Annotated in this window: 20 protein-coding genes and 2 pseudogenes; 12 read left to right on the forward strand and 10 right to left on the reverse strand. The window is 48.3% G+C overall.

What is annotated here, in order from left to right; all coding sequences use genetic code 11:
• Positions 1–40: 40 nt before the first annotated feature.
• From AC1S5B_RS07190 to AC1S5B_RS07210, 5 genes and pseudogenes are all read left to right on the forward strand, one after another.
• Positions 41–208 (forward strand): hypothetical protein, encoded by a 168-nt coding sequence (locus AC1S5B_RS07190; RefSeq protein ID WP_482034995.1) that lies wholly within the window; start codon positions 41–43, stop codon positions 206–208.
• 33 nt (positions 209–241) lie between these two features.
• Complete coding sequence (locus tag AC1S5B_RS07195; RefSeq protein ID WP_482034996.1) at positions 242–496, forward strand: hypothetical protein; 255 nt, start codon at positions 242–244, stop codon at positions 494–496.
• A complete protein-coding gene (locus tag AC1S5B_RS07200) occupies positions 489–836 on the forward strand; it encodes a type II toxin-antitoxin system RelE/ParE family toxin (protein WP_482034997.1) in 348 nt (115 codons plus the stop codon). Before AC1S5B_RS07195 ends, AC1S5B_RS07200 begins: the two co-directional genes overlap by 8 nt.
• Before the next feature lie 113 nt (positions 837–949).
• Positions 950–2020, forward strand: coding sequence for a tetratricopeptide repeat protein (locus AC1S5B_RS07205; protein WP_482034998.1), 1071 nt, complete (start codon positions 950–952; stop codon positions 2018–2020).
• 77 nt (positions 2021–2097) lie between these two features.
• Positions 2098–2334, forward strand: a pseudogene (locus AC1S5B_RS07210) (IS1/IS1595 family N-terminal zinc-binding domain-containing protein); the annotation flags it as partial.
• Between the two features lie 211 nt (positions 2335–2545).
• Here the strand turns inward: AC1S5B_RS07210 and AC1S5B_RS07215 are convergent.
• Complete coding sequence (locus AC1S5B_RS07215; RefSeq protein ID WP_482034999.1) at positions 2546–2755, reverse strand: DUF6887 family protein; 210 nt, start codon at positions 2753–2755, stop codon at positions 2546–2548.
• Positions 2752–2925, reverse strand: coding sequence for a DUF6888 family protein (locus AC1S5B_RS07220; protein ID WP_482035000.1), 174 nt, complete (start codon positions 2923–2925; stop codon positions 2752–2754). Before AC1S5B_RS07220 ends, AC1S5B_RS07215 begins: the two co-directional genes overlap by 4 nt.
• A gap of 188 nt (positions 2926–3113) precedes the next feature.
• Between AC1S5B_RS07220 and AC1S5B_RS07225 the strand changes: the two genes are divergently transcribed.
• On the forward strand, positions 3114–5447 hold the full coding sequence (locus AC1S5B_RS07225; RefSeq protein WP_482035001.1) for a monovalent cation:proton antiporter family protein: 2334 nt from the start codon (positions 3114–3116) through the stop codon (positions 5445–5447).
• Between the two features lie 22 nt (positions 5448–5469).
• Here AC1S5B_RS07225 and AC1S5B_RS07230 read toward each other — a convergent pair.
• A pseudogene (locus tag AC1S5B_RS07230) lies at positions 5470–6222 on the reverse strand (IS1 family transposase).
• 575 nt (positions 6223–6797) lie between these two features.
• On the opposite strand from AC1S5B_RS07230, the gene ctpB reads away from it, so the two are divergent.
• The gene (gene ctpB / locus AC1S5B_RS07235) at positions 6798–8117 is read left to right on the forward strand and encodes a carboxyl-terminal processing protease CtpB (protein WP_482035002.1); all 1320 of its coding nucleotides are present in this window, start codon (positions 6798–6800) and stop codon (positions 8115–8117) included.
• 95 nt (positions 8118–8212) lie between these two features.
• On the opposite strand, the gene AC1S5B_RS07240 is transcribed toward ctpB, so the two are convergent.
• Positions 8213–8725 (reverse strand): MogA/MoaB family molybdenum cofactor biosynthesis protein, encoded by a 513-nt coding sequence (locus tag AC1S5B_RS07240; protein WP_482035003.1) that lies wholly within the window; start codon positions 8723–8725, stop codon positions 8213–8215.
• An 86-nt stretch (positions 8726–8811) separates the two neighbouring features.
• The gene (gene psb28 / locus AC1S5B_RS07245) at positions 8812–9168 is read right to left on the reverse strand and encodes a photosystem II reaction center protein Psb28 (RefSeq protein ID WP_482035004.1); all 357 of its coding nucleotides are present in this window, start codon (positions 9166–9168) and stop codon (positions 8812–8814) included.
• Between the two features lie 199 nt (positions 9169–9367).
• Between psb28 and AC1S5B_RS07250 the strand changes: the two genes are divergently transcribed.
• Complete coding sequence (locus AC1S5B_RS07250; RefSeq protein ID WP_482035005.1) at positions 9368–9688, forward strand: hypothetical protein; 321 nt, start codon at positions 9368–9370, stop codon at positions 9686–9688.
• A gap of 78 nt (positions 9689–9766) precedes the next feature.
• On the opposite strand, the gene AC1S5B_RS07255 is transcribed toward AC1S5B_RS07250, so the two are convergent.
• The 3 genes from AC1S5B_RS07255 to AC1S5B_RS07265 all read right to left on the reverse strand — a co-directional run bounded on the left by AC1S5B_RS07255 (position 9767) and on the right by AC1S5B_RS07265 (position 11792).
• Positions 9767–10531, reverse strand: a complete 765-nt coding sequence (locus AC1S5B_RS07255) for a hypothetical protein (protein WP_482035006.1) — start codon at positions 10529–10531, stop codon at positions 9767–9769.
• A 94-nt stretch (positions 10532–10625) separates the two neighbouring features.
• Positions 10626–10952 (reverse strand): MgPME-cyclase complex family protein, encoded by a 327-nt coding sequence (locus tag AC1S5B_RS07260; protein ID WP_482035007.1) that lies wholly within the window; start codon positions 10950–10952, stop codon positions 10626–10628.
• Between the two features lie 117 nt (positions 10953–11069).
• Positions 11070–11792, reverse strand: coding sequence for a pyridoxine 5'-phosphate synthase (locus tag AC1S5B_RS07265; RefSeq protein ID WP_482035008.1), 723 nt, complete (start codon positions 11790–11792; stop codon positions 11070–11072).
• Between the two features lie 165 nt (positions 11793–11957).
• On the opposite strand from AC1S5B_RS07265, the gene AC1S5B_RS07270 reads away from it, so the two are divergent.
• Complete coding sequence (locus AC1S5B_RS07270) at positions 11958–12839, forward strand: hypothetical protein (RefSeq protein ID WP_482035009.1); 882 nt, start codon at positions 11958–11960, stop codon at positions 12837–12839.
• A 103-nt stretch (positions 12840–12942) separates the two neighbouring features.
• Here the strand turns inward: AC1S5B_RS07270 and psaK are convergent, their stop codons facing one another.
• Entirely contained in the window at positions 12943–13194 is a 252-nt protein-coding gene (psaK, locus tag AC1S5B_RS07275) for a photosystem I reaction center subunit PsaK (RefSeq protein ID WP_482035010.1), read from the reverse strand.
• 460 nt (positions 13195–13654) lie between these two features.
• On the opposite strand from psaK, the gene AC1S5B_RS07280 reads away from it, so the two are divergent.
• The 3 genes from AC1S5B_RS07280 (at position 13655) to AC1S5B_RS07290 (ending at position 16951) form a co-directional block, all read left to right on the forward strand.
• On the forward strand, positions 13655–14092 hold the full coding sequence (locus tag AC1S5B_RS07280) for a tetratricopeptide repeat protein (RefSeq protein ID WP_482035011.1): 438 nt from the start codon (positions 13655–13657) through the stop codon (positions 14090–14092).
• A 26-nt stretch (positions 14093–14118) separates the two neighbouring features.
• Positions 14119–15699 carry a DASH family cryptochrome gene (locus tag AC1S5B_RS07285; RefSeq protein WP_482035012.1) on the forward strand — a complete coding sequence of 527 codons (1581 nt, stop codon included), beginning with the start codon at positions 14119–14121 and terminating at the stop codon, positions 15697–15699.
• Positions 15700–15907: 208 nt separating this feature from the next.
• The gene (locus AC1S5B_RS07290; protein WP_482035013.1) at positions 15908–16951 is read left to right on the forward strand and encodes an adenylate/guanylate cyclase domain-containing protein; all 1044 of its coding nucleotides are present in this window, start codon (positions 15908–15910) and stop codon (positions 16949–16951) included.
• Here AC1S5B_RS07290 and AC1S5B_RS07295 read toward each other — a convergent pair.
• A complete protein-coding gene (locus tag AC1S5B_RS07295; protein ID WP_482035014.1) occupies positions 16941–18107 on the reverse strand; it encodes a hybrid sensor histidine kinase/response regulator in 1167 nt (388 codons plus the stop codon). The genes AC1S5B_RS07290 and AC1S5B_RS07295 overlap by 11 nt on opposite strands.
• Positions 18108–18623: the final 516 nt, after the last annotated feature.

An 18623-nucleotide genomic window follows, 5' to 3' on the forward strand; every position in this document is an offset into this window, starting at 1 on the left:
GCTAAAATGAAACCAAGATTTGCGATCACGCCCCATCACCATGAATGTTACTCTCAGTCCTATCCTTGCCCGTCTCAAACAGGAACTCACTGAGTTGTGTGGCGATCGCCTGCTTCACCTCACCTCACCCTCTTCGGCTCCCAAGCCTGTAGCGACGCTGAACCGGGGGAATCGCCCAATCCATCGCATGATCAGAAATTGTTTATAGTGAGGATTAGTGGTATTCAGGACAGGTACTTCTATGTCAGTCCAAGACATCCAGCAGTTGGTTCAGTATGTGACCGATAGCCAAGGAACACAGACCGGTGTAGTGGTACCGATCGCGCTTTGGGCGGAGATTTTAGAGGCGTTGGATAGTGGGGAAAGGGGACTTTCTGCGATCGATGAAGATGAACCGAAGGGGCTTATCCTATCAGATTTAGAGGATGCCGTGCGATCCGCCCGATCGGGCATGATGTTTCCGATCGAGCAGCTTTGGGATCAGGTCTATGAGTGAGTCGGACAAGGTTGAGATTTTATTTTCTGCACCGTTCCTCCGACGCTTAAAGGGATTAGCCAAGCGATATCGTCAGATTCAGACCGATCTTCAGCCTTTCCTGGTACGACTGGAATTGGGTGATTTTCAGGGCGATCGCATTGTGGGACTGGATATTGTTGTGCTGAAGGAACGAGTGCGAAATAGTGATATTCCTACGGGTAAAAGTGGTGGGTATCGGGTGATCTATCAAATCCTGTCTGAGCAATCGATCTTGTTGCTACTCATTTATGCGAAGTCGGATCAAGCGGATGTTTCCCTAGAGAAGATTCGTGAGTCAGTTCAGCGGGGAGTGGGCTGAAGCCTCCTGTCAATCTCGGTGAAGAAATCAAACGCACTGGCGAAGCGATCGCCGATTTTTCCCTACACTATGATGTGGTGATTAGCCTTCCCTATTTCCTCTTCCCTCCTTTTATGCTCGACCAAGTTGCTGCCGCCTTTGAGCGCCAAGATTATCAGACAGCGGCGCAGTTATTAAAGGAATTGCTCAAGCGATCGCCCCAAGATCCTTGGGTACAGCTATATGTGGCACGCTTGCAAGAAGTGTCTGGTAAAACCAAAGCAGCAGAAGGGATTTATCGGCAATTGTTGAAAAGCCAAACGAATGCCAAGCTGATTGCTCAAGCGCGTCAAGGGTTGCAGCGATTAGGCGGAGTGGGGGAACAGCCACAACCACAGGCGATCGCCCACACGACTCGACAAGCTGCCAGCGCCAATCCTGGATTTATGATTTTGGAGGCAGTTCCTAATGAAGTTCGGAACCAGCTTGGGAAGCGTTTCGCTACGGTGATGAATTTAGATGTCTATACTGCAAAGACATTGCTGCCCAGTCGCGGCTGGAAACTTTATCGAGCGGGCGCGTTTGCTGAATTGCAGTCAGTAGGAGAAGCTTTAAAAGCAGCCGGAATTCCGGTTTTTTGGGCAGCAGTTTTAGAGTTAGAGGCAATCCAAGTTTTTCACGTTAGTCACTTTTCCACGCTAGAGCCAAATCCTACCGTGGTTTGTAAAAACGATAGTGGGCAATTGGGTTCGTTGTCGTTCCCATGGTCGGAGGTGACGCAACGGGTAGAAGGGATTTTGCCACTCTTTTCCCAAGTGGTTGAGTTAGGCTATCGCGATCGCCCTGAATGGAAAGATAAGGTGGAAGACTACGCTCACTTTTGCGACTTGCATTTGCGATCGCGCCGCTGCATTTTGCGGATACACGATAGTCGTTATAACTTCAACCAGGGCGCGCTTGCATCTTTTGAAGCAGATACTATTCGCCAACGCTGGAATCACCTGCTCACCTGTTTAACGCAACAGATTCCCCAAGTTCCCATTTGGTCAGACTTCACAGCATTTTCTGAAACCGTCGATGACTTCACCGTTCCCTTAAGCCGTTTGAAGCCTCAGCTTTTTCTATCCCGTGCCCAAGATTGCTACTTAGATTCTGCTTTTCACCTCTACAGCACGCTGGCATTTCTCAAAAATTCAGCTTCATAAAACAACGATCTCTGGTAGTGTTCTAGACCTGTGGAAATGCGAGAATACAGGCAGATATTTACCCCTGAACTTACAGTATGGTTTTGGAACCTATTCTTTGTCCTGATTGTGGAAGCAATAACGTGGTTAAGCACGGTCGCTCTGAGGAGAGCAAACAACGCTACAAGTGTCGCAATTCGGAATGCGCTCGCAGCACCTTCATTCAAGACTATGCTTACCGAGGCTATTTGCCCGAGGTCAAACAGCAGATTGTAGCCATGGCAGTCAATGGTAGTGGCATCCGAGATACCGCACGAGTGTTGAAGATGAGTCCGAACTACCCAGCCTGATGCAACTCGGAAAATTACTGCCGGATTGATGCCCTGGCGCGCCTCCTCAACTCGACGATGAATAAGAGTAGGCATTCCAAATCCTAATTGCTTTAAACATTAATCTCAAAGCAAAGCCTCACTGACCACCACACTCCACTTAACCTTGAATATCAATTAGGTGTCGTAATAACGTGATCTGAGCGGCTTGGTAAATTTAGGAAGTCTTTTGTTGCTGTTTGCCTTTCAAATACTCCGCGATCGCTTCAGCCACATCCTCTTCAGGCTGATATATTCGTGAGGCTGGGTTCTCAGAATGCAATTTGTCAAGGTAGCCTTGTAAAGCAGCTTCATCGTCTCGATGGGTCAAGACATAAGCTCGAAGTTCAAGTGTCGTCATTGCAGCAAAGTTTGGTTTTACGCTCATACGAACCTCCATTTCCCACTCGGTTCAATTTCAATATTAATTTCTTCTTTCGCCAAAATAATCACATCTCCAGTTCGTTGCTCCAGCGTCACCAAGTCGATGGAGCAATATTTGCTGGTGAGATCGCAACAAAGCTGAAAGCATTTTAGCGCTTGTGCTGTAGAGTGCATTCTGCTCCAGTAGTACGCAGAGAATTACCAGACCACAGCATAGCTATAAAGCTGGTATTGAAGAACGCTTTCTATCCACACTTCTTCCTCTTTCTCACAAATTTTTAGCCTCTGTTCCCCTCTGCACAGAAAACTCGGTATGCTGTGTTTAGAAACGTTAACTTTTCTTTCTATTAGTCTCAGAATCCGTGCAAGAAGACCCTAGATTAATTATCGATTTAGTCACTGTGCTGGCGGCAGCGGCGGCAGGTGGACTTTTAGCAGCGTTGTTGCGACAGCCCATTTTGCTGGGTTATCTCATCGCTGGAATTGCGATCGGTCCCGCTGGATTAGGGTTAATCAAAGAATTGGTGCAGGTGGAAACGCTGGCGCAGTTTGGGGTTGCCTTTTTGCTGTTTGCCTTGGGCGTTGAGTTTTCATTTTCCGAACTGAATAAGGTGAAAGGCATCAGTTTGGGCGGCGGTGGTTTGCAACTCGTCTTGACGATCGCGGTCACAGCAGTCGTATCTTTAGCAACGGGTTGGGTCACTTCTCCTCCCCAAGGGGTGTTTTTGGGGGCAATTTTGTCGCTCTCCTCCACGGCAGTAGTGTTGAAATGCCTGATGGAGCGGAATGAGACTGGCACACCGCACGGACAGGTGATGCTGGGGATTTTAGTGGTACAAGACTTGGCACTGGGCTTGATGCTGGCGGTGTTGCCTGCCTTAGACAAGCCACCGGAAGAACTGGGAGTGGCGATCGGTTGGGCACTCTTGCAGACTGGTTTATTTGGCTTAGGCGCGATCGCCGCTGGCATTTGGGTAATTCCGCGATTGCTGCGAGTCATCGCCCGCACCGAAAGCAAGGAACTGTTTTTGCTTTGCATTGTGGTGCTGTGCCTGGGTATTGCCCTGCTGACAGAATATTTGGGACTGTCGATTGAGATGGGCGCGTTTGTGGCAGGGCTGATGATCTCTGAGGTGGAATACTCCGATCAAACCCTGACCTATGTGGAGCCGCTGCGAGATATTTTTGCATCTCTGTTTTTTGCGGCGATCGGGATGTTGATTGATCCCGTGTTTTTATGGAACAACCTGGAACTCATTCTCGGCTTGGTGGCGCTAGTTTTTGTCGGCAAGTTTTTGATGATCGCGCCGATCGTGCGGCTCTTTGGCTATCCGCTCAAAACTGCGCTGATTGCCGGATTAGGGCTAGCGCAAATTGGCGAATTTTCCTTTGTGCTGGCAAGCGAAGGGCAAACCTTGGGATTGATTACGCGGGAGGTTTACCTGCTGATCTTAGGAACCACTGCCGTCACACTGGTGCTGACTCCATTTGTGCTGCGCTTAGTGCCGCAGTTGTTCGTCTGGGCAGAAGCCGTCCCCTGGTTGAAGGCGTGGTTAGACGGCAGCGACTTGCCCCTAGAAGTGTCTGAAAATATTCCCATGCAGCCCCATGTGGTGGTCTGCGGCTACGGACGAATTGGTCGCAACATTGTGCGGTTGCTGCGGGATCACAGCTATCCGGTGGTGGTGATTGATCAGTCAGAACGGTGCGTGCAGGAGCTACGCGAGTTAAACATCCCCTACATCTACGGCAATGCTGCTAGTTTGCATGTGCTTGAAAAGGCTGGAGTGACGACGGCGACAGGCATGGCGATCGCCCTTCCTGATCCGATGAGTACTCGCCTTTGCCTCAAACGCGCCTTAGAACTCACTCCCGATCTGGATGTGGTGGTGCGCGCCAATCAAACCAAGGATATTGAATTGCTTTATCAGCTTGGGGCAAAGGAAGTGGTGCAGCCTGAATTTGAAACCAGTCTAGAGCTTTCTGCCCACTTGCTAACCGAGTTGGGTTTGCCGCTGCCCGTAATCCAGCGAGAAATGCAACTGATTCGGACGGCGCATTACCAAGGGTTGCGAACTGATCGCCCTGCCTATCAAGTGTCACGAGAGTTGATAGAAGCGACTCAAGACATGGGCAACCAGTGGTATCCTTTACCAACCGATTCGCCCTTGATTGGCATGACCCTTGAGGAAACAAACCTGCGGCGCTTAATCGGAATCAGCCTGATGGCAATTCAGCGCGAAAGTGGCGAAGAAGTCGATTATCCCGATGCGAAAACAATGCTGCAATCGGGCGATCGCCTGCTGGTGGTGGGCGAACCAGAAGAAATGGCTGCTTTCAATGAATTGGCACACGGGAAGGTGATGGTGCCAACCGAAAATGCTGCCTGTCAATGGCTGCTACTGCCTGATATCAGCCCTGTGGTCGGCAAAACTCTTGCAGACGTTCACATTCGCCGCCAGTTTGGTGTGTTGGTGCAGGCAATTCGCCGGGAAGGAAGATTCATCGGTTTTCCCGACGGCAACAGCGATTTGCAAGCGGGCGATCGCCTGTTGCTATGCGGCAGCTTATATTCACTCAACCAAGCAAGCCGCTGGATCGTTCCGCCCCAATCTGCTCAAGTTGTGCCCTTTCCATTGCCCATGGTCAGCGTTAATGATGCGATCGCTACCGTCCAAGATGAACTCGGCAGGTGATGATCTAGACCTGTGGATACCTCTAAATCAGCCAGCCAAATTCATAGCGATTGATGAACAGTTCAATGACTATATCGTGTAACCAGATGGACTTAGAAAAGCAAATCGTCTTGCGAGCGAGTCGCTTAATTCTGGTGCGTCAGGTGAGATGCTGCGCTCAATGGTTTAAGTGTTCAACGGTATGAACAGTATGAAACGCAGGAGCAAGATGGTCATCCGTGTAGAACTGCATAATCCCAAACGGCTCTAACAATGACTTGAGTTCGAGGAAAGCTGTGTCTTGATGGTTCGATAAGACATATGTCAATACTTCGCCCGTGGCATGATCAATTGCGTGCCATAACCAACGTTGCTGTTGCTTAGAGTGAATAAAACGACCCATCTCATCCGCTTTCGCCTCTACATCCTGCCATTGGCAAAGTTTGACACTGGTTTGAGTGGGTTCAAGCTGGGCTAGACGAGCTTCATTGACTGCTTTGAGATGGCGTTCTTTTTTTTAACTCCTCAATCACTGTAGTCGGACTCATCTTCAACAGCCGTGCAGTATCTCGGATGCTACTCCTGTTGACTGCCATATCAACAATCTGCTGTTTGACCTCGGGCAAATAGCCTGGGTAAGCATAGTCTCGAATGAAGGTGCTGCGAGCGCATTCCGAATTGCGACACTTGTAGCGTTATTGCGATACTTGTAGCGTTGTTTGCTCTCCTCAGAGCGACCGTGCTTAACCACGTTATTGCTTCCACAATTAGGACAAAGAACAGGTTCCAAAACCATACTGTAAGTTCAGGGGTAAATATCTGCCTGTATTCTCGCATTTCCACAGGTCTAGAACATTACCGATTCCGTATTAAACGCGATCGCTTAGGTGTGGCTCGACTTTATTGAGTAGTAATTTCAGAATTCTTGACGATCCGCCCTATAGCCCTGTATCACTTGCAAAACTCATGAGAATGAGATCGCCCCGTCACTCACATCGCGATGTGAGTGAAGTAAAGGAATATAAAAGCTTTAGCAAAATTTATAGTTTAAACCTAGTCGAATCAGACGATTTCAGTTAGATTGACGCAAAGACTATAATTAGTTTTTAAGCTTCACCTGATCTGCTAGCTGGACTTAATCGGATAAGACAATTGAAGAACTGTCATCTTTTGGATCAACTGCCAGCCCTTGACTTCGCTATTGTTGTACTGGGATTCAGTCGGTGCATAAGTTCCGGCAGATTTTCCGGTTAAAGTCAGTTTGCACCTGTAGAAGGTTTCATGTGTTTTAAGGCTGCTGGCTTTTCATAAACGCATGTAACCCGCCCGTACCCTAGACAATAAATCCATTAGCTCTCTGAGTTATCTCTAATGAACCGAACCTTGAAGCACGTTTCACTCTCAAAGTTGGCGCTTTGCGGAGGAGCAGTTGTGGCTACTGCCGCAGTATCCTTGTTTGGTCCTGGTCGTGTACGAGCAGCTTTACAGGACAGTCCTAAAGCCGTTCTGGACGAAGCATGGCAAATCGTCAATCGTGAATATGTAGACGATACGTTCAACCGAGTGGATTGGCAACAAGCTCGACAGCGCCTCTTGGATAAAAGCTATAGCTCTCGTGAGCAAGCCTATACAGCGCTTCGCAAGGAGTTAGAAAAACTGGATGATCCCTATACTCGCTTTATGAATCCAAAGCAGTATGAGGCACTCACGAACCAAACATCTGGAGAGCTTTCGGGGATTGGGATTCGCTTAGAGGTGGGTGAGAAAACAAAAGCATTGACCGTTGTAGAACCGATTGAAAATTCGCCTGCCCTCAAAGCGGGTATTCAGTCGGGCGATCGCATCGTGTCGATCAACGGCAAACAAACCCAGGGCATGACGGTAGAAAATGCTTCCAACCTAATTCGGGGTGATGTTGGTACAAAAGTTAGCCTAGAAATTCGCCGAGATCAAGGGCAGCCGTTTGTAGTGTCTATTACTCGCGCCCGGATTGAGTTGGCAACGGTACGATATTCTCTGAAACAAGAGGGTAAAAGTAAAATTGGGTATATTCGTTTGAACGAATTTAGTTCCCATGCTGCTGAGCAAATGGCGCGGGCGATTAAGAACTTACAGGGGCAAAAAGCAGATGGATTTGTGCTAGATCTGCGCGGTAATCCAGGCGGGCTATTGCAGTCAAGTATTGAAATTAGCCGGATGTGGATGGGAGACGGAGCGATTGTTCGCACGGTTGATCGCCGGGGCAAAAATGAAGAAGTTTCTGCCAATCAAACCGCGTTAACTAGTTTGCCCTTGGTGGTGTTAGTAGACGGTAATTCTGCAAGCTCTAGCGAAATTTTGACCGGGGCGTTGAAAGATAACGGTCGGGCAACCGTAGTGGGTAGCCAGACTTTTGGTAAGGCGTTGGTACAATCGGTGCATAACTTAGCGGATGGGTCAGGGTTAGCGGTAACGATTGCCCATTACTACACTCCCAAAGGTACCGACATTAGCCATAAAGGAATTGCCCCCGATGTCAAGATTGACTTGACAGAAGCCGATAAACAAACGCTTTCATCCAATCCAAAGCTGTTAGCAACCTTGCAAGACCCTCAATATTCAGGTGCTGTTTCGGTGCTAGAGAAGATTCTCTTGGCGCAACCCAATCGACCTACGACGGGTAAGCAAGCGAGTGTCCAGCAACCACGATAGTTGCACTCATCAAGTGATTTAACCTCAATACCTAAAAAGCCAAGCCTGTATATAGTGGGCTTGGCTTTTCTAAGTTGGCTGAAGCGATTCAGTATTTAGAGCGTTCCCGTTTTCAGTTGACTGATTAGATGTCGGATTTCGGGCAGAATCAGCTTTTGCATGGCTAACACAACAGCGTTGCTTGAACCTGGTAAAGAGAAAACTAATGTATCGTGAAAAACACCTGCGATCGCCCGTGATGCGATCGCCCGTGACCCAATCTCTGCATAGCTGAGCCAGCGGAATATCTCTCCAAATCCAGGCAGGCTTTTTTCTAGCAAACGCTCAACCACATCATAGGTAGTGTCTCGTGGGGCGATCCCCGTGCCTCCACTTAAAATGATCACATCTACATCAGATCGGTTTTCTAATCGGTGTAGTTGCGACTCAATTTGATCAGGCTCGTCTGGCAGAATCAAGTAAGCCGTCACCTGATGAGCGGACTCAACTAATAACTGCTGGATCAACTGACCACTGCGATCGGTTTCGGGGGTGCGTGTATCGCTTACAGTAATGACTGCGCAGTTGAGCGGAACCAGAGCACTATCAGGATGAGGAGTAAAACCCATAAAATCGCACAGCCAAGATCGCACAGATAGGGGAGGGGTGAGGCAATAGCAAAAGCGTTCATAGCTGATGCGATCGCCTCTGCTAGTTATTCAGATTCAGGTTTAGATTCAGATTGTGTCAAGCCCAATCCATTTTTCTCAGCAAATCGATCCATAAATCGCAGAAAGCGCTCCCATTCTTGCTCCGATTTGATCACATAAAGCGCTTCAATTGCGGCGGGTTGACCATTAATAAACTTCGCTTTGACTTCTCTGGTTGTGAGTTCGCCTTCTTCATCAATCAGATACATTCCTGTCACTGCTTCCGTATTTTGAGGGCTAAGAGCCTTAGGATTCTCAAAATAAAACGTTGCAGTCCCGTTGCTGCCATCGCGAGAGCGTGTCAAACGAACGTCAGGGATCACATCTTCGTCCATACCCTTAGCGAATTGAATTCGAGCCATAATCTTTAATCTTTTGAGTAATTTATTACTGAACGAAAAGCATATTTACATCATCTCACATGGACTTGACCGTCTTAGAAAACCAAGGCTTTAACGGGGATCATTTTGCCAATCTTGCTCTTTAAAGGCACCAGATGCAAAAAGTATCGGCTAAACTAATGGCGAGGTAAAACCACGAGTTTCAGGGCTTTTAAAGGTTGTGAAATACTTTTTTTTATCAGATGGTTGGACAATCGGTCGAGTTTGGGAACTAAGCGGGTTATGGAGCGAAAGCGCGTGGCGACGAAAACCCTACATTGAGCAATTGGAGCTTTTTATTTGGGAGAATGACGAGAAACTGTGTCTTTATCGGGTTGAAGAAGCAGTGTTGATGTTAGAGGTGAAGCCGGGTGAACGAATTCAACTGGAATCCGCAGGTAAAAATATTGGACAGGTGGTTCTTAAGCGCCTGATTACCGCAGATCAGGCGATCGAGCGACTTTGCGTGCAGGAAGAACCAGCGCTACAGATTCGCGGTTAAACTATCAAAGAATTTTCTCAAACCCATGCGGAGCGGCGATTAATGGAACATTTTCTCTGGCGATCGCACCTTGAAAACTTATCGACTTGTGGCAGCCGTAGACGGGAGTGAAACGCTGCGGCGCAGCAAAATCACGCGACGACTATCGACGAGAGTTGCCCAAAAACCGCGATCGCTCAACTGTTGCAGCGCTGTATTTGCAGCGTTTGAGTCAGCCGTGTAAACCGCTAATAGGTAGGGGCGTTGTCCATAGGAAACTAGTCCTACCTCTTTTCCAAGAGTTTGCCGAACTTTAATCGCCATTTCAGGTTGGTTTTGATAGTCAACTAGCACTGCATAGCCCGCACCTAGTGGCTTAGGGCTGTAGCTGGCTAAATCATTCGGCTTGGGTGTTGTAGCAGGGGGCGTAGCGGGCTTGTTAGGAGCGATCGCGGCTGGTGCCGCTGGTGCCGCAGATGAGCTTTGAGGACTTTCCGCAGGACGAGCCACAAACGCCGCTAAACCAGTCGTCTCCGTCATATATTTCGCCCAAGCATTGGCTCTATCAACAGTTCTAAACCCACCCACGCGAGTTACCGTGTCATCCAAGTAGTTGCAAGTATTGACAGAAGTATTGGGGGGCAAAAGCTGTTGTACTTGCGTTTGGCTATCGGGGGTACGAGTCACCACCAACAATAGATATTCACTCGGTGCAGGCGGTTGGCAGGTTGCATAACTAGCCGTCTGAGGGGCAGGAATTTCGGCAGGAGGCAACGCTTGAGCGTCAGCTTTTGTGCCGACTGTTAGCAGGATAGAGCCGGTCAATAGTGCAAAACTGCATCGATGGTGAAGCGTCGAAATCATGGGGTGCATAACCATTGAACGATGAGAGGTTAAAACGGAACGATACTCTCGTTACTAAAAACCTGCTGCGGATATAGAAAATCAGCGGATTGCCCTAGGATGCAGGGGTGAGAGAGGCGATCGCGTGGGGGATCGTTTCTGAAGGAGCTTGAAACTCTCCAGTAATGACAAATTCTAGTCGCAGTTTTAGCCAGTTAATAAATTGAGGATTCGTTGAAATGACTGCCGTGGAAGGCTGAGGACACTGACTTTTGAGAGCCGCCATCTCTGGAGCTTCCAAAAAGGCAGGTTGATGAACTAGCCAAAAATCTATTTCTTTTTCTTGCTCTTGATAATATCGATGACGTTCTTTTAACACTTCATCAAGGGCTTCTCCCTCAAGAAAGTTTTGACTCGCCAGTATGAAGTAATAAGTTTGCATAGTGAACCGTTTTGACCTAATAAGTTTTGAGTTTTGAACTGTAGGATTTGATCTTACCTAGGAGCCTGATGAATTTGATCGCTGAATGCCAAACCTACAGTAAAAAATCCATAATTTTTATGAATTGCCCTGAATCACATGCTTCATGTCACGCACGGCGCGCTCCATGCCAACCAGCGCTGCTCGACTGATGATCGTGTGCCCAATATTCAATTCTTCCATCCCAGGCAGGCAGGCAATCGGGTAGGCATTCCAATAGGTCAATCCGTGCCCAGCGTTGACTCTCAGCCCCGCAGCGATCGCCCGTTTGCAACCATCTTCTAGTATTTTGAGTTCTTTTTGCTGCGCGGCTTCTCCTTTCGCGTCGGCATAGCGCCCGGTATGCAGTTCAATAAATTTGGCTCCCGTTACGTTAGAAGCCTCAATTTGAGCGATATCTGCGTCAATGAATAAGCTAACCGGAATTCCGGCTGCTTGTAGTTCATTCACCACTTGAGCCATGCGTTCGGCTTGTCCGGCGATATCTAACCCGCCTTCGGTGGTCACCTCTTCCCGGCGTTCGGGAACCAAGGTCACATAATCGGGTTTGACTTCAAGGGCGATCGCTGCCATTTCATCGGTTGCTGCCATTTCTAGGTTCAAATGGGTTCGCACGGTTTGACGCAATAATTGCACATCCCGATCCTGAATGTGCCGCCGATCCTCCCGTAAATGTACCGTGATGCCATCTGCTCCGCCCAGTTCTGCCAATATCGCGGCGGCGATCGGGTCTGGTTCTACGGTTCGTCGCGCTTGCCGAATGGTGGCGATGTGGTCAATATTGACACCGAGAGTAACCACTCCAAAATTCCTTTGCTGTAAGCCTATGACCTCGATTGTACCGAATCATCACAAACTCTCATCAACGATTTTCTAGATCCAACCGCAGACAAGGTATTCCAGTTGTAGAATCTATAAACAAATGCTGGATTTTGTCTTGCAATACTCTTTGAACGGATTGGCACAGTGACAAAGGCTTCATCTCATGCAGCAAAGGATGTGTTTCGCTGGCAGTTTCTAGTCAGCGCGATTCAAGATTTACCGTTGGAAAAACTTAAGACTCAAACGTTTAAACGGTATTCCTCGCGCCATGGATTTGGTTCGGGAGGTTGGCTAGTGGTGACTACTGGCGCGATCGCCCTGCTGTATTGGAACAGTCGGCTAGTGTTTGCCACTGGAACTGGAGTGGTAGTGATGCTGCTGGTGTATCTGATGCATGATTGGAAGCCATCCATCAATGTTGTGGCAGTTCGTAAACTACTGCAAGGTTGGAACCAACCCTTTGTAGTCGCGGTGGGTGCTGGCGCGATTGCCACCTTTAGTACTTATCTCGCGGCGGCAATTTGGGCGGAGTCTGATAGCGCTTGGATCGCATCCGGGGCTATTTTACAGGGAATGGGGACGCTCACTGGGTTAGGGCTGCTGGTGTGGCAACTCTGCAACTGTCAAGAGCCTCATATTCCCTTACAAATTAATCAACTGCTGTTTGATTTGGCGCATGAAGATCCGTTGAAACGCTTATTGGCAGTCCGGCAACTAACTGATTCGATTTCTGTATTGGATGATGAGCATCGTTTGGAGCGGCGATCGCCCTCGATAAATCGTCACCAAACGCTCACTAAAACCCCTTCTCGCCGCCAAATTGCCGACTACTTTCGGGTGATGCTACAGCGTGAGAACGATCCGATTATTCGAGCAGCCGTTTTAGATGGGTTGCAAACGTTAGAAATTGTTCATCAATTAAAGCAAGCCACTGAGCCACTGGTTCGAGTGAGTCACTTGCGAGGAAGTCAACCGCGATCGCGCGTCAAGGAGCGCCGTTTAGCATCTGATCACTCAAGACGATAGTCTAATCAGCACCCTCTCCTAAGGTGAGATTGATTGAACACCAAGAAGCCAGGAAAAAATTCTTGGCTTCTTGGTTTATCGGCATTTATCGACTTAGAGATAGTTACAAAACGCCTACATTAGACAGTCCTAAGATCGCGCCTGCTCCCAAAATATGCCCCAGAGAAGCTGATCCGATTAAGGCAGCTAAACTCATGCCACCAAAGGTAGTTGGTGCAGGACCAACGTTTTTTCGACTGATGGTCGCTCGACCGATCGCGATCGCGAGGATATTGCAGACAATCATCACCACTGCCACGTTAGGACTCCAATTAACTGCTCTTTCAGCCACAGCAAACAACGGCATATTTAACATTAGGTCATCTCCAAAAAAATCTAAGTTGGCGATATTGTCTAATTGCCCCTTCCACTTTGATAGGAATTGCAGCAATAGTTTACATTCTGGGGCAATAGATTGGAGGAGTGAGTCCTTCTAAGGAGCGAACCGAATAGCGCAAGCAATCGTTTGATTTAGGGCAAAGTAACCATCCCAACGAAGGGTCAAAGCCCTCTGTTCAATCTAGCCAAGTATGGATATATTTAGACGCGATCGCTATAAAGCTACTGCCATAAAAACCATTGCTCACCCGTATTGGTGACCTGTGTCAAAAGTTGAGCGTAATGGCGGATAAGAAAGATGGTGAATCAAAGCCAGAATGTATATGCCAAACGATGCGTATCAGAGTGTGAAAGCGACATTGACCAATTTTAAGTCTTCGATCTTGTCAAGAAATCCCATGGGTCTATCTACTGTCTCATCCTCAACTTCTTGTCTTTTGTCCAAGCGCTATACTCAACAATCATCGCTTAAACCAAACACCTTCCTCACAACCAAAACGCTTCATCGTTTGTGGTGCAGCCGGGGTGCCGTTTTGACCAAGCAGGGTTATTACGAAGCAGCTCTTGCCAGTTTTGAAGCCGCCCTCCGCATTCAACCCAATCGGTCTAAAACCTGGGTGTTTCACGGAGTCGTATTAGTTCACTTGCATCACTACCAAGCGGCTCTTGCCAGTTTTAATCGAGCTATCGATTTGTCTGATACGAATCGTGAGGCGTGGCTGTTTCGGGGGGCAGTCTTAAAAGAGTTAAAGCAATATCAAGAGGCGCTGTTTAGCTACAGCCAAGCACTAACCCTACAAAAGCAAAACTCTGAGATTTGTCGAGACTATCCTATCTGGAACTCATCCAAAATCGATTGGACATTGGTAGAGTAGCGGAACGTGTCGCTTAATCTGCCCCCATGACTGACCCACGAATTTTAATTTGGTTTCGTAGCGATTTGCGATCGCACGACCACGAACCGCTGCATCGCGCCATTCAAGCAAACCCTGAATCCCTCCTGCCGCTTTATTGTTTCGAGCCGCGACAGTTTGGACAGACCTCCTTTGGCTTTCCTAAAACGGGTGCATTTCGGGCGCAGTTTTTGCTAGAAAGTGTGGCAGATTTGCGGCGATCGCTTCAAGCTTTGGGCAGTGACTTGATCATTCGCCAGGGCGCTCCAGAAACGGTGATTCCCGATTTGGCAAAACAGTTAGGCATTACAGCGGTTTACTACCATCAAGAGGTCACCTCAGAAGAAATCGCAGTTGAAGAGGCGATGACGCAGGCATTAGAGGCGATCGGGGTCAAGTGTCAGCGCTTTTGGGGGCACACGTTGTATCATCCCGATGATTTGCCGTTTGAAGTCAGCCCACTGCCAGAAGTGTTCACTAGCTTTCGCAAACAGGTTGAAAAAGAAAGCACGATCAATCCGACCTTTCCTACCCCGACAAAACTGCCGCCGTTACCCACGGTAGAACCGGGCGAGTTGCCCTCATTATCGACCTTTGGGCTAAACGCGCCTACGTTTGACGATCGCGCCGTGCTGAAATTTGAGGGTGGCGAAACCGCAGGTAAAGCTCGGCTGAATCACTATTTTTGGCAACAAGATTGCCTCAAGACTTATAAAGAAACTCGAAACGGGATGGTGGGTGCCGACTATTCCTCAAAATTCTCTGCGTGGCTGGCGTTGGGCTGTCTTTCGCCCCGCTATATTTTTGAGCAGGTTCAGGACTATGAAACGAAGCGTGTGCAGAACGATTCGACCTACTGGCTGATTTTTGAACTACTGTGGCGAGATTATTTCCGGTTTATCTGCGCCAAACACGGCGATCGCATTTTCCGATTGTCTGGGCTGCAAGGAATGTCTATTCCCTGGAAAGAAGATTGGCAACGATTTGACCTATGGCGCGACGGGCAAACGGGCTTTCCTCTAATAGATGCCAACATGCACGAAATTGCCGCCACTGGCTTCATGTCCAACCGTGGGCGACAAAATGTTGCGAGTTTTCTCACCAAAAATTTAGGCATTAACTGGCAGATGGGCGCAGAGTGGTTTGAGTCGCTGCTGGTCGATTACGACGTGTGCAGCAATTGGGGAAATTGGAACTATACGGCGGGTGTGGGGAATGATGCCCGTGGTTTCCGCTTTTTCAACATTCTCAAGCAATCTAAAGACTATGATCCCAATGGCAACTATGTAAAACACTGGTTGCCCGAATTGGCACAGGTTCCCGCAGGCAAAGTGCATGAACCGTGGCAGTTGCTTCCCGTGGAACAACAGCGCTTTAATGTGAAACTGGGCGTAGACTATCCCAACCCAGTGGTGGATTTGTTTCAATCGGCGGCGGCAAATGAAGCGATTTATAATGCGGCGATGCAAAAAGCTGGGGTAGGTGGCAAAAGGGACTCTGGAAACGGCGCGGCTTGGGAACGGGGCAAGAAGGGAAATAGACCGGGAACCCACGGAGTAAAAGAGAAGCCAATCAAACGGAAAGGGTGAATTGGGCGATCGCTTTCAGCCGCTACAATGGCGATCAATAGGGTGCTACTGATTTGTTTTAGGTCTGTGCTGCGAAGCTGTAAACTGCTCTGTTTTGCAAAGCTTCAAGTTGCCAAGAAGCCAACTATCCCAATACTTGGTTTGGTTTAATCCGGGCTTTTGAGTGGGTTCAGTGTAGAGTCAACCATACGGTGATGCCAGCCCCACAATGACACAGATTTTCTATTTGCCCGACCAGCAGCTAATCGAAACAGAAGACGCTAACACGTTGCTCACAGCGGCTTTGGAAGCGGGAATTCCCCATACTCATGTCTGTGGCGGCAATGCTCGGTGTTCTACTTGTCGCGTGTTGATTTTGGACGGGCAGGAATTTTGTGCGCCGCGTACCCCAGAAGAACAGATTTTAGCGGATCAGTTGGGCTTTGAACCCTGTGTGCGCTTGGCATGTCAAACGATGATTGCTCGTGAAGGCAAAATCACTCTGCGGCGGTTGTCTTTGGATGCAGAAGACGTAACGGTATTTTTTGATCAGGTATCCAAAAAAGTTGCGCCTTCCATGTTGGGGCAAGAAAAGCATGTGGCTATTCTATTTGCAGATATTCGAGGATTTACGTCCTTTTCCGAAGCGGTGCTGCCCTACGATGTGATTTATGTTCTGAACCGTTACTTTCAGCGGATGGCAGAGGTGATCAATCGATATGGTGGCACGATCAACGTTTACATGGGCGATGGGTTTATGGCGCTGTTTGGCGTAGATCATCCCGATCGCGCTGCTGAACGAGCCATTCGGGCAGGGGTGGGAATGCTGGCAGCGTTGGAAGAGTTAAACCCGTCGCTAGAAGGCTTATATCAACAGCGATTGCGCATTGGGATTGGAGTTCACTATGGCTGGGCAGTGATTGGCACCATTGGCGATCCGAAGAATCCTAAAATGACGGCGATCGGGGATGCGGTCAATTTGGCAAGTCGGATCGAAGCGGCTAACAAGCCTTTGGGAACCACCTTTCTGATTTCCAAAGAAGCCTATACCGAAGCGAAAGATCAGGTTTTAGTGGGGCGATCGTTTCAGGTAGAACTTCCGGGCAAAAGCGGAGAATATAGCCTTTACGAAGTAGGAGACGTTATTCCTACTACAATCAGCGATGAGTTTGGCGTGATGGCTGCTGCCAAACCAAAACGTCCTTGGTTCAGCCCGCTTAAACGCTTGATGATGGCTTTGGGATGTTGGGTGAAGCGGTTTATTAGGGGATGAGTTTTGGGTTCCGCTCCTTCACTTCTTCACTCCTTTCTGATTTTCTTTGGGGCAGGACTATTATAAATGTAGTCCCTTGTCCCAGCGTGCTATTAACGCTGATGCTGCCGCCTTGGAGTTCTACACATTGCTTGGCGATCGCCAACCCTAGTCCTGTTCCAGGAATTTGCCCCACATTACCCGCTCGATAGAAGGGTTCAAATAAGTGAGGCAGTGTTTGGGGAGGAATGCCAATGCCGTGATCAGAGATACACAAGCTAAAGCGATCGGGTTCGCCGAGCAACTGTAGGGCTATAGTTCCGCCTTCAGGAGAGTACTTAATGGCATTATTCAGTAAGTTGTTTAACAGATGCCATAGAAGCTTTTCATCTAAAAACGCATGATATTGCTCAACGTTGGTAGAAAAAGTCAGGGTGTGATGGTCGTCGCAGTTCACCTGTAGCACTTCTATTAGCTCTTCGCAAAAGCCGACTACATCTACCTCTAAGGGAGACCATTCCAAAGGATTTGTGTTTGAATGCTCTAGGGTAAGCACATCTTCTAAAAGCTTATTTAGGCTATTTGCTGCGGTTTGAATCCGCTGAATGTAGCGCATTTTTTTCTCATCGGGCAATTGCTCACTGTGGCTTTGTAACACTTCAGCGGAAAATTTGATGGCGGTCAATGGATTGCGAAGTTCATGGGCAAGCAGACAAAGATACTCAGATTTTTCATGCGCTAGTTCTTCGGCGGCATTTTTTCCAGCTTGAACGGTTTGCAAGGTGCGATACACTTCTAGCTCTGCCTGATGGCGAGCGATCGCAATTTCAATCGTCGTGGCAAGCGATCGCTCACTAAATGGCTTCATCACATAGCCAAAGGGTTGAGATTGCTTCACTCGCTCTAGGGTGGCGCGATCGGCGTTGGCAGTCAGATAAACCACCGGTAGCTGAAAATCTGTTTGGATAATGTGAGACGCTTCAATGCCATCCATTGCGCCTTCCAGCCGAATATCCATTAGCACCAGATGAGGCTGAGTAGTGACTACTTTGGCGATCGCTTCTTCGCCAGAAATTGCCAAACCAGCCACTTCATATCCTAATATTTCGAGAGTTTCTCTCAGATCATCCGCAACGAGTTGTTCGTCTTCCACAACCAAAATTCTGGTACGCGCCATGCCGAATTCCCCAGTAGTGCAATGATCCTGTTAATTGACATTGAGTTTAGTGTTAAAAATTAGTGTTAAGGAATTTTCGTTGTTAAAAAATATACTAGCAGCAGAAAGAACGTTCTGAAGAGCGATCGCCACAAATCTAAGAATACGCGATGTGCGACTTTCACGATTGCCCTCACCCTAAATTCTCTTCCCGTGACGGAAAAGGAACTTAGAGAAATCCTTGCTTCCCTTCTCCTGCCCTGGGAGTAGACCGTAGGGGCATGTGCTGGCGAAGCTGCTCGCTCAGAGCTAGCAGGGGCTGGGGGATGCAGCCTGCTGACTCCAAGGTGGGCTGACTTTAGTTTCACCTCAGGTAAGAACGCAACTATAGAACTTTTCAGACTGAGACGATAGCCTTGTTAATAAATGTAAATGCTGGTGATTGTACTGGATCTGTCATCAAAAAGGAACTCAACAAAAAACGGGGCTGACTTAGTTTTAAAGTATCTAAGTCAGCCCCATAACTAACAATCTACG

It is taken from the genome of Leptolyngbya sp. CALU 1928 (assembly GCF_056784215.1).

What these genes read in the sequence shown, in the direction of transcription:
- AC1S5B_RS07190 (WP_482034995.1), top strand. Translation starts at nt 41, where the DNA reads ATGAATGTTACTCTCAGTCCTATCCTTGCCCGTCTCAAACAGGAACTC.
- AC1S5B_RS07195 (WP_482034996.1), top strand. Translation starts at nt 242, where the DNA reads ATGTCAGTCCAAGACATCCAGCAGTTGGTTCAGTATGTGACCGATAGC.
- AC1S5B_RS07200 (WP_482034997.1), top strand. Translation starts at nt 489, where the DNA reads ATGAGTGAGTCGGACAAGGTTGAGATTTTATTTTCTGCACCGTTCCTC.
- AC1S5B_RS07205 (WP_482034998.1), top strand. Translation starts at nt 950, where the DNA reads ATGCTCGACCAAGTTGCTGCCGCCTTTGAGCGCCAAGATTATCAGACA.
- AC1S5B_RS07215 (WP_482034999.1), bottom strand. Translation starts at nt 2,755, where the DNA reads ATGAGCGTAAAACCAAACTTTGCTGCAATGACGACACTTGAACTTCGA.
- AC1S5B_RS07220 (WP_482035000.1), bottom strand. Translation starts at nt 2,925, where the DNA reads ATGCACTCTACAGCACAAGCGCTAAAATGCTTTCAGCTTTGTTGCGAT.
- ctpB (WP_482035002.1), top strand. Translation starts at nt 6,798, where the DNA reads ATGAACCGAACCTTGAAGCACGTTTCACTCTCAAAGTTGGCGCTTTGC.
- AC1S5B_RS07240 (WP_482035003.1), bottom strand. Translation starts at nt 8,725, where the DNA reads ATGGGTTTTACTCCTCATCCTGATAGTGCTCTGGTTCCGCTCAACTGC.
- psb28 (WP_482035004.1), bottom strand. Translation starts at nt 9,168, where the DNA reads ATGGCTCGAATTCAATTCGCTAAGGGTATGGACGAAGATGTGATCCCT.
- AC1S5B_RS07255 (WP_482035006.1), bottom strand. Translation starts at nt 10,531, where the DNA reads ATGATTTCGACGCTTCACCATCGATGCAGTTTTGCACTATTGACCGGC.
- AC1S5B_RS07260 (WP_482035007.1), bottom strand. Translation starts at nt 10,952, where the DNA reads ATGCAAACTTATTACTTCATACTGGCGAGTCAAAACTTTCTTGAGGGA.
- psaK (WP_482035010.1), bottom strand. Translation starts at nt 13,194, where the DNA reads ATGTTAAATATGCCGTTGTTTGCTGTGGCTGAAAGAGCAGTTAATTGG.
- AC1S5B_RS07285 (WP_482035012.1), top strand. Translation starts at nt 14,119, where the DNA reads ATGACTGACCCACGAATTTTAATTTGGTTTCGTAGCGATTTGCGATCG.
- AC1S5B_RS07290 (WP_482035013.1), top strand. Translation starts at nt 15,908, where the DNA reads ATGACACAGATTTTCTATTTGCCCGACCAGCAGCTAATCGAAACAGAA.
- AC1S5B_RS07295 (WP_482035014.1), bottom strand. Translation starts at nt 18,107, where the DNA reads ATGGCGCGTACCAGAATTTTGGTTGTGGAAGACGAACAACTCGTTGCG.